The 9,828-nt window shown below is 74.8% G+C and carries 6 protein-coding genes and 1 pseudogene; 1 reads left to right on the top strand and 6 read right to left on the bottom strand.

Annotated features, from left to right (window positions below; translation table 11 throughout):
- Together ACYVJ4_RS14735 and rfbB are read right to left on the bottom strand one after the other, a co-directional pair.
- Positions 1 to 865: pseudogene (locus tag ACYVJ4_RS14735) on the bottom strand (hypothetical protein); the annotation flags it as partial.
- On the bottom strand, positions 841 to 1,815 hold the full coding sequence (rfbB, locus tag ACYVJ4_RS14730) for a dTDP-glucose 4,6-dehydratase (RefSeq protein WP_460460893.1): 975 nt from the start codon (positions 1,813 to 1,815) through the stop codon (positions 841 to 843). The pseudogene ACYVJ4_RS14735 and the gene rfbB, both read right to left, overlap by 25 nt.
- Before the next feature lie 80 nt (positions 1,816 to 1,895).
- Here rfbB and ACYVJ4_RS14725 point away from each other — a divergent pair, with 80 nt between their 5' ends.
- Complete coding sequence (locus tag ACYVJ4_RS14725) at positions 1,896 to 2,687, top strand: TIGR03089 family protein (RefSeq protein WP_460460892.1); 792 nt, start codon at positions 1,896 to 1,898, stop codon at positions 2,685 to 2,687.
- On the opposite strand, the gene ACYVJ4_RS14720 is transcribed toward ACYVJ4_RS14725, so the two are convergent.
- The 4 genes from ACYVJ4_RS14720 to ACYVJ4_RS14705 form a co-directional block, all read right to left on the bottom strand.
- Positions 2,641 to 4,587, bottom strand: coding sequence for a peptidoglycan-binding domain-containing protein (locus ACYVJ4_RS14720; RefSeq protein WP_460460891.1), 1,947 nt, complete (start codon positions 4,585 to 4,587; stop codon positions 2,641 to 2,643). The two genes, ACYVJ4_RS14725 and ACYVJ4_RS14720, sit on opposite strands and share 47 nt — an antisense overlap.
- Before the next feature lie 109 nt (positions 4,588 to 4,696).
- Positions 4,697 to 6,703: a SpoIID/LytB domain-containing protein gene (locus tag ACYVJ4_RS14715; protein WP_460460890.1), complete on the bottom strand. Its 2,007-nt coding sequence runs from the start codon at positions 6,701 to 6,703 to the stop codon at positions 4,697 to 4,699.
- 71 nt (positions 6,704 to 6,774) lie between these two features.
- The gene (locus ACYVJ4_RS14710) at positions 6,775 to 7,800 is read right to left on the bottom strand and encodes a class I SAM-dependent methyltransferase (protein WP_460460889.1); all 1,026 of its coding nucleotides are present in this window, start codon (positions 7,798 to 7,800) and stop codon (positions 6,775 to 6,777) included.
- 43 nt (positions 7,801 to 7,843) lie between these two features.
- The coding region (locus tag ACYVJ4_RS14705) for a glycosyltransferase family 4 protein (RefSeq protein WP_460460888.1) at positions 7,844 to 9,828 on the bottom strand (1,985 nt) is incomplete at its 5' end.

Here is a 9,828-nt window from a genome sequence, read left to right as displayed (position 1 = left end):
TCTCGAGCAGCTCGTCGACCCGCACCAGGGCGACGCCGCCGAGCAGCAACCCGGCCAGCAGGCCGAGCCGGCGCGGGGCGCGCGGGTCGGGATCCGGGGCACCGCGCCCACCGGTGCACGCGGCGACCAGCGCCGCGGCCCCGGCGCACCCCACCAGCAGCGCGAAGGGCTCGGAGTAGGTGGCGCGACCGGCGTGCAGCACGGGCTGGCTGACCGCGAGCGCCGTCGTGGCGACGACACCCCACCACGGCCCGACGACACGCACCGCGAGCCCGCCGAACGCCAGCAGCGCGGCCCCCAGCACCACGCAGGGCACGAGCAGCAGCGCCGTCCACCCGCCGAGCCACCACCCCACCGACAGCCACACGGGCGTGGCCGCGAGGAACTGCGGCACCACGTGGGTCGACGTCCCCGTCCCCTGCTCGTAGAAACCGGGCGAGCCGGTCGTGACGTCGGGCCGGTCGAGCACCGCCGCGCCGCCCACCTGCCGGACGTCGACGTCCACCTCGTGGGTGTGCGCGGTGGCCAGGTGCTGGCCGAACAGCGCGTAGGTGCCGGCGTCGCGGCGCAGGACGACGTGCTCGGCGTGCGTCAGCCCGGCCCAGACCCCCGCGCCGACGGCGACGAGCAGCAGCAGGGCGGCGGCCGCACCCGGCACCGGCAGCACCGGCACCGACCGGGCGACCACCACGGCGAGCGCGGCGCCCACCACCAGAACGCCGGCTGCGACGAGCGGCACCCACGCCCCGAGCGCCACGAAGGGCACGGCGAGCGCGGCGGTGGCGAGCACCCAGACCGCGAGGCCGACGCCGGCCCGCGACACCGCCGCCTGCAGCACCGTCAGCCGCGCTTGAGCGGCTGCCACCAGTCGCGGTGGTCGCGGTACCACTGGATCGTGCTGGCCAGGCCCTGCTCGAACGGCACCTGCGGCGCGTAGCCGAGCTCGCCCCTGATCTTGGTGATGTCGACGCTGTAGCGGCGGTCGTGGCCCTTGCGGTCCTCGACCGGGCGCACGCTGTCCCAGTCCTTGCCCGACGCCGCGACCAGGCGCTCGGTGAGCTCGCGGTTGGTGAGCTCGGTGCCGCCGCCGATGTTGTAGATCTCGCCGGCCCGGCCGCCGTCGCGCACCAGCTCGATGCCGCGGCAGTGGTCGTCGACGTGCAGCCAGTCGCGCACGTTGAGGCCGTCGCCGTACAGCGGCACCTGCTCGCCGTCCATGAGGTTGGTGACGAACAGCGGGATGACCTTCTCGGGGTACTGGTACGGCCCGTAGTTGTTGGAGCAGCGCGTGATGTTGACCGGCAGGCCGTGGGTGCGGTGGTAGGCCCGCGCGATCAGGTCGCTGCTCGCTTTGCTGGCGGAGTACGGCGAGTTGGGCAGCAGCGGCTCGTCCTCGGTCCACGAGCCCTCGTCGATCGAGCCGTAGACCTCGTCGGTCGAGACGTGCACGAACTTCTCGACGCCACGCCGCAGCGCGCCGTCCAGCAGCGTCTGGGTGCCGACGACGTTGGTGACGACGAAGTCGGTCGCGCCCTGGATCGAGCGGTCGACGTGCGACTCGGCCGCGAAGTGCACGACCTGGTCGACCTCCTCCATCAAGTCGTCGACCAGCCCGGCGTCGCAGATGTCGCCGTGCACGAACTGCAGCCGGCCCGACCCCTCGACCTCGGCCAGGTTCGCCCGGTTGCCCGCGTACGTCAGCTTGTCGAGCACCACGACGGTGGCGTCGGCGAGCGCCGGGTAGGCGCCCTGGACGGCCTGCCGGACGTAGTGCGAGCCGATGAAGCCGGCGCCGCCGGTCACCAGGACCTTCACGTGCGAACACCTCCGTGGTGCGGTGGGGGGTCGGTCAGGGGTGGGACGGACCGCCATCCTGCCAGGGTTAGGGTCGCCGCATGCCTCCCGTCCCCGCCACGCCCGCGGCCGTGCTGCCCGCCGCCGCCCGCGCGGACGCGACCCGTCCCCGGCTCACCTGGTACCACGGCCTGGACGACGCGGCGCGGGGCGAGCGGGTCGAGCTGTCGGCGCGCGTGCTCGGCACCTGGGCCGCCAAGACCGCCGGGCTGCTGGTGGACGAGCTCGACCTCGAGCCCGGCGACGTGGTGCGGCTGGACCTGCCGCCGCACTGGCGCACCGCCTACTGGGCCCTCGGCGTCTGGACGGCGGGAGGCGTGGTCGCGCTCGACGACGACCCGTCGTCCGACGAGGCCGTCGTGGTCACCGACCGCCCGGGCGACCACCCGGACGCCGACCGCCTGGTGGCGCTCTCGTTGCCGGCGCTCGCCCGCCGCTGGCACGCCCTCGACGGTGGCGCGCTGCCCGCCGGCGCCACCGACGAGGCGGCCGAGCTGATGCTGCACCCCGACGTCTTCGACGCGGCCGACCCGACGTCCGGCACGGCCACCGCGCTGGTGGCCGGCGGCACCACCAGCAGCGCCCAGGACGTCGTCGCCGCCGTCGAGCAGCGGGCTTCCGACCTGACCGACGGCGAGCGCCTCGGGCTGCTGGTGCCGGGCCGCGCCGGGCTGGCCGAGCTGCTCGTCGACGTCCTCGCGGCGTGGTCGCGCGACGGCTCGGCCGTCGTCGTGACCGGCGCCGTCGACGACGCGGTGCTGGCCGACCGGTGGTCGGCCGAGCGGGTCACCAGTTCCGGTGCCCCAGGGGGTACTGCACCCGCTCGACGTTGACCCAGCCGTAGGTGCCGAGGGCGCCGGTGCTGGCGATGTGGGCGCGCTTCTGGGCGGCCTTGACCGCGGCCTTGGTGGCCGGCCCGAACGCGCCGTCGGCCTTCAGGCCGAGCGCGCGCTGCAGCGCCTTGACCGCCTCGCCGCGCGAGCCCTCGCGCACGACGGTGCCGCGGTACGGCAGCAGCGGGTGGGCGGTGAGCTCGACCTGCTTCCAGGTGGCGGCGTCGACGACCCCGGTGACGGGCAGCTTCTTGGCGGCCTGGAAGGCCTTGACCCACGCCTCGGTGCCGCTGCCGAAGACCTGGTCGACGCTCTTCATGCCGAGGGCCCGCTCGAGCGCGGCGACGGCCTTGCCCTTCGAGCCGAGCTTGAGCCGCGTGGTCTTGTACGCCGACACGCTGGTGGTGGTGAGCAGCGAGGGCGTGGCCGGCGTCGCGGGGGGCGTCGTCGGCGTGGTGGGGGTCGTCGGCGTGGTCGTGCCGGACGTCGGCACCAGCACTCGGCCGAACGGGTAGGCCACCTTCTCGACCGCGATCCAGGTCGCGACGTCCGTGACGCCCGTGGCGGGCAGCTTGGCGGCGGTCTGGGCGGCCTGCAGGGCGGCCTTGGTCTTGGGGCCGAACTCGCCGTCCGCCGTGACGTGCAGCGCCCACTGCAGGCGCGTGACGGCCGCGCCCTTCGAGCCCTGGCTCAGCACGGCGGAGCGGTACGGCAGCAGCGGGAACGCGGTGCGCTCCAACACCTTCCAGGTCGCGGGGTCGACGACGCCGGTTACGGGCAGGCCGCGGTACTTCTGGAATGCCGACACGGCCGCGCCGGTCTTCGAGCCGTACACGCCGTCGGCGGTGGTGCCGAGCGCCTTCTGCAGCACCGTGACGGCGCTGCCCTTGGACCCCGCGCGCAGCGTGGTCGTCAGGTAGGGCGTGAGCACCGTGGTCGCCGCGGCCGTCGAGGGAGGCGTGGTCGGCGTGGTCGGCGGCTTGGACGAGCCCGGCACCATCACGTGCCAGGTCGGCTTGTCGAGGACGCCGGTGACCGGCACGTCCTCCTTGCGCTGCCAGCTGATCAGCTTGGTGCGCGTCGTGCTGCCGAACGAGCCGTCCTGCGACAGGCCGAGCTCCTTCTGCGCCACCTTGACGACGGACGACGCCTGGCCGGGCCAGACGACGGGGTAGCTGGACGACGGCGCCGCGGGCAGGCTGGTCGGGCAGGACGCCGTGCGGCGGGCGGTGTAGATCGGGGCGGGCTGGCCGCTGTAGACGCGGCAGGTGCCCTTGTCCTCGGTCGTGACCGCGGTGCCGTCCCACCACGAGGTGCGCATCATCGCGCCGTCCCAGCTGAAGCTGGTGTGCACGTGGTCGGTGTGCGGGATCGGGCCGGTGTAGGCGCGCCACTTGTTGGTGTAGACGCTCCAGAACCGCCGGTTCCAGATGACGTACATGACGCCGAGCCGGCGGGCGTTGCCGCCGACGACGCCCTGCGAGTCCTTGCCCGTGAGCCAGGTGGTCAGCGCGTCACCGGCCGCCTTCTCCTTGGGCACGTTCACGCTGAGCATGTAGTCGAAGGCGCGACCCTCCTTGTGCTCGCTGGTCGAGCCGATGCCGCAGCCGCGCACGATGCCGCCGCTGTGCCCGACCTTGTAGGTCTGCATCACCATGCGCGCGTAGGCCTCGACGCCGGGCTTGGCGGCCGGGTCGCAGCTGGTCTGCTCGAGGTAGCTGGACGCGACGTCGGTGCTCTTGGGCAGCGTGCGGGTCGGCTTGGGGTTCACCACCGTGGCCGCGGCCGCCGGCTCGGCGGCCACCACCGGCTGCAGCGCGATGGCCGCGGCCGAGACCGTCAGCGCAGCCTTCGCCGGCGTGGTGGATCGACTCGCGGGGACACGGTGCCGGCCGGGCATGAGCTCTCCAGGGCGTGAGAAATCCAGTCCCCCTCCCCTCGGCCAGTTCGGCCGGGGACTTGAACCATGCCCTCCGGCGTGTCACACGCGCAACTCTGGTCACACGGGCTCAGGGCTGGTAGACGCGCGAGCCGGTCGCGGCGCCTCCCGCCAGGTCGTCGCGCCAGAAGAAGCTGCTGGAGCGCGCGATGCCGGTGGTCGTCGTCCGGTTGCCGTCGAAGTCTCCCGGCACCGGAGCATCACCCGTCCGGCCGAACAGCACGGTCTTGTGCACCGCCGGGTGGGCGACGAGGTTCGACAGCGTCCACTTGCCGTTCGCCATCCAGCCCGGGGTGTCGAGCCCGTTGCCGTCCCAGTCGCCGAGCAGCGGGCGGCCGCCCGCCTTGAACGTCGCGGTGAGGGTGGGCGGGCCCGCGTCCGCAGTGGCGCGGAGCATCCAGGTGCCGCTGCGCACGACCCCGATGCCGGCGGACGACGCCGCGGTCCACCGCCCGGCCACCGGCAGGTCGCCGGCCCGGCCGTAGGTGAAGGTGTCGACGACCCCCGACCCGGCCAGCGAGTTGCGGGTCTGCCACTGGCCGTCGCGGAAGACGCCGATGCCGTCGCGGCCGTCGTCGTTCCAGTCGGCCACCACCGGGGTGTCGCCGGCGGCGCCGAGGCTGATGGTGCGGGTCGTGCCGTCCGGCCAGCGCAGCGACCAGGTGCCGTTCTTGAACCACCCGACGTCGGTGCGGCCGTCGCCGTCCCAGTCGCCGCTGACCGCCGTGCCGTTGTCGACCGGCGGCGTGGTGAGCCGGGTGATGATGAAGCCGGGCGAGAGCACGCCGAGCACCGAGCGGGCCTGCATGCCCGTGTACGTCTTGGTCACCGTCGAGCCGCCGACGACGCCGACGGCCTTCACGCCGTCCAGCCGGGCGGACGTGCCCGGCGCGCCCACCGACAGCGACGTGAGCGAGGTGAAGCCGAACCGCGCGGCGAGGTTGGCGCTGGTGTAGCCCTGCGCCCAGCTGCGGTTGGGGTTGTCCGAGGCGAGGTCCCACCGGCTGTCGTCGATCGACACCAGGTACGGCAGCGCGTCCGAGCCGAACGCGTAGCGCACGTCCTCGCTGCGCCCGCCGTGGCTCGAGGTGTACAGCGCGTCGATCAGCGCGCTCGACGCGTCGAGCACGACCTGACGGTCGGTGGCGTTCACGGCCGACTTCCAGTGGCTGCCGTTCTGGTAGTCGTCGGACTCGGCGAGGTAGCCGCCGTAGTTCTGGTCGGCAGCGGTGGCCTGCACGGCGTAGGCGCCGCGCGCGCTGTCGTAGCGCCGGGCCAGGTAGGTGCGGGCGGCCACCGACTGGGCGCGCAGCGCGTGGGTCGGCCACAGCGAGGGCACCTCGGCCAGGCCCCACAAGTACTTCTGCACGGCGTCGCCGGCCGAGCTGTCGCGGATCGCCTGGGTCACCGCCAGCCCGTCGGACGACGCCACGAACCGGGTCTCGTCCCAGCGCACCGTGCGGTCGGTCTTCAGGGTCGAGCCGTCGAACGAGCGCACCTGCACGACGCGGCCGATGTCGACGGCACGCATCGTCGAGCCGCCGGCCACGGTGAACACCGTGGCGCTCGCGGCGTCCTTCAGCACCGACTGCCCGCCGCTGAGCAGCACGCTCCAGGTGCTGCCCTTCGGCTGCGTCGCGGCCTGGCCCGCCGGGCCGCGCCACGGGACGTCGGCCGTCACCGCGCGCACGGTGGCCTTGGTGCCGGCGGTCATCAGCTTGACGTCGACCGCGCCCACCAGCGTCTTGGTCGCCACGTGGGTCGTCGGGTAGTAGGCCGCGAGGATCTGGGTGTAGGTGCAGCCCAGCTCCGCCGCCCCCTGCGCGCCGTACTGGCTCAGGCCGAGCGAGTGGCCCCAGCCGTGGCCGCGCACCGCGTAGTCGGCGCCGCTCGGCACCGGCGCGTTGCCGACGCTCGCCCCGCCCGGCGACGGGCAGGTCGCCGCCGCGGCGGGAGCCGCCACCAGGCCGCCGCCGACCGGCACCGCGACGAGCACCGCGAGCGCCGCGGCCGCCACCCGCCCCCGGTTGCTCCTGGTGCCTCGACGGCTCGGACGGGTGTTCCTCGGGCGACGCATGGTGTCCTCCTCGGCCGGGCGCCCTCCTCGCTTGAGGAGCGGCGCGTCGGGGTCCAGGACGCCGGACGTCGTCACAACGCCGGCGGCCCGCCCCGGTAGAAGATCGTGGCCCGCTTCTCGACCGGGAGGTCGAGGCGGGCGAAGTCGGGCAGCAGCGCCTCCCAGGCGTCGGCCACGCGCTGCTCGCCCGGCCGCCCGGCGTCGTCCATGACGACGACGGCCTGCGCCGAGAGCCGCTGCGCCAGCAGCGGGACGGCGGGCATCCGGGCCTCGGGGTCGTCGCCGGCGGGCGGCCCGTCGACGAGCAGCAGGTCGACGTCGGCGAGGTCCTGCCAGCCGGACGGCGCGTACCAGCTCCCCGTGCCCTCCCCCACCGGCTGCTCGGTCAGGGGCGCCAGGCGCACCTGCGAGCGCGAGCCCACGCCCTGCTCGTCGAGGACGCGCTGCACCTTGTCGGCCCAGCCGGCGTCGTGCTCGAGCGTGACCACGCGCGTGTCGAGGCCGAGCCGCTCGGCGACGTGGGCGAGCCACAGCGTCGAGCTGCCGGCGCCCAGCTCGACGACCAGCCGCGGACGGCGCTGGCGCACCAGCTCGAGCACCACGAGCAGCAGGTCGGGCGACATCGCCCACCCGCGCAGCGCGGGCATCCGGGCGGACGGCGGGTAGAGCGTGTAGAGGTTCATCGCGGCCTCGACCTGGGCGAAGTCGTGCCGGCGCTCGAACCGCTCGCGGGTGGCCTTCTTCTCCTGCGCCCTGTCCAGCGCCTGCTCCCGCTGACGGCGCTCGTCGCGGTCGCGCTCGACCGAGCTGCGGGCCTGCCGGACGTCGCGCTCGACGGCGGTCACGGCGGCACTCATGGTGCGCAGCCGCTCGGCCGCCGCGCGCTCGCGCCGCAGCGCCAGGCCTTGGCGCTGCCAGACCAGCAGCACGCCGGCCACGCCGAGCACCTGCAGCACGCCGACCAGCCGCAGCAGCGTCGCGTCGCCGGCCAGCAGCACGACCACGACGCCGACCACGAGGAGGGCCAGGGGCAGCTCGCGACGCAGGAACCACGCGCCGGACGACGCGCGGGCACCCGCCGCGCTGGAGGTGCTCATGACCGGCAAGCCTGCCACACCAGCCCCACGTCGCGGGACGGCTTCAGCGGGTCGTCCCGGCCCGCTCCAGCACCTCGCGGTAGGCCTCGTCGGCGACCGCGGTGACGGTCGACCAGTCGCGCTCGGCGGCCACCCAGTCGCGGCCCGCGCGGCCCAGCCGCTCGCGCAGCTCGGGCTCGTCGACGAGCCGCTGCAGGACCCGCTGCAGGTCGGCTGCGTCGCCCTTGGCGAACGCCAGGCCGGTGACGTCGTCCTGCACGATCTCGGTCAGCGCCGCGACGTCCGAGACGACGACGGCCTTGGCCATCGCCATGGCCTCGAACGGCTTCATCGGCGAGATGAGCTCGCAGACCGGCAGGGGCAGGCGCGGGAACGGCGTGATGTCGAACAGCGACAGGTAGCGCTGCACGACGTCGTGCGGCACCCGGCCGGTGAAGGTGACGACGTCGTCCAGCCGCAGGCGCTCGGCCTCGGCGCGCACGGCGGCGTCGTGCGGCCCGTCGCCGACGACCACGAGGTGGAAGGCCGTGCCGGCGGCCTTGAGCCCGGCCACGGCCTGCAGCAGCAGCTCGAGGCCCTCGTAGTGCACCAGCCCGCCGGCGTAGCCGATGACCGGCACGCCCTCGACGCCCAGCTCGACCTCGAGCTCGTGGTCGCGCTCGCGCGGGGCGAAGTCCGCGACGTGCACGCCGTTGGGCAGCACGAGCATGCGCTCCTCGGGCACCCCGCGGCGCGCCATCTCGGCCCGCAGCGCCTCGGTGATGACGAGCACCTTGTCGGCCTCCAGGCAGACCTCGGTCTCGACGTGCTCGAGGAACCGGTAGCGGTCGGTGGAGGTGAAGTCCGGGTCGAGCGAGACCTTCATCAGGTCCTCGAGCCCGCGCATCTCGTAGATGAACGGCAGGCCGAGCCGGCGGGCGGCCGAGGCGCCGGCGAGCCCGGCGACGTAGAAGCTCGACGCGTGCACCAGCGCGGCGCGGTGGGCGGTGGCGCGGCGCACGACGCCGTCGGCGAACGCGCCCACGTACGAGGCGAGCGGGAACTGCGGGTAGCGCCGCACGCCGTCCTCGACCAGCCGGTGGTACCTCACGCCGTCGACCTCGTCGTAGGGCGCGACCGTGCGCGGGTCGTCGGTCTTCCACCGGTCGTACGGGAAGCCGCGGCGGGTGACCGCCTCGACCTCCCAGCCGCGCGCGGCCAGGCCGGTGAGGACGCCGTGCGTGCGGGTCGCGTACCCGCCCGAGCGGATCGGCAGCGACTGCGAGAGCACCGACAGCGTGGCCCGCGGGTCAGGCTCGTACGAGCGCGGCGCGACCGGCGGTGGCTGCCAGCGGTCGGCGACGACGTCCAGCTGGTCCTGGCCGTCCGCGACGACGCGCAGGGCGCGCGGGTTGTCGGGCGAGCGCTCGAGCACGGCCCGCGCGATGCGCACGGCGGCGCCGGTGCGGCCGGCCTTGAGCGCGGCCTGCGCGGCGCGCGAGGTCTCGCTGATCGACACGTCGGGGCCGTCAGGGTCGACGACCGGTCGCCCGGACGGCGGGTCGAGCAGGTCGGCCAGCAGCTGCCACTCGCGCAGCCGCGGCAGCGCCTTGACGGCCACCCGCAGCCGGCGCGACGGCGGCTCGGTGGCGAGCAGCTCGAGGGCGCCGTCGCGGTCGGTGGCGTGCCGGTCGACGATCGCGATGACGGCCGCCACCTCGAGCGCGCGGGCCGCGTCGGCCTCGCGGCCGTCAGCGGTCAGGCGCTGGGCGTAGGCCCGGGCCAGGGCGGGGTCGCCCTGGTCGCCGAGCAGCGCGATGACGTCCTGCGCCGCCTGCGAGGAGCCGGGCGCGAGCTGCACCAGCCGCTCGACCAGCCCCTGCCGCTCGACGTCCGGCACCAGCCCGGACAGCACGAGCAGCACCTCGACGGACGTCGGCGCCTTGGCCTCGGCGGCGCGGGCGGCCACCAGCGCGCCCTCGCGGTCCCCCTGCAGCGCCAGCACGCGGGCGCGCAGCGCCAGGCCGTGCGGCAGCTCGGGCTGGTGGG

It is taken from the genome of Angustibacter peucedani, from assembly GCF_054779595.1.
Note: the sequence above shows the minus strand (reverse complement) of the source record. Positions and strands in the feature narration are given on the sequence as shown.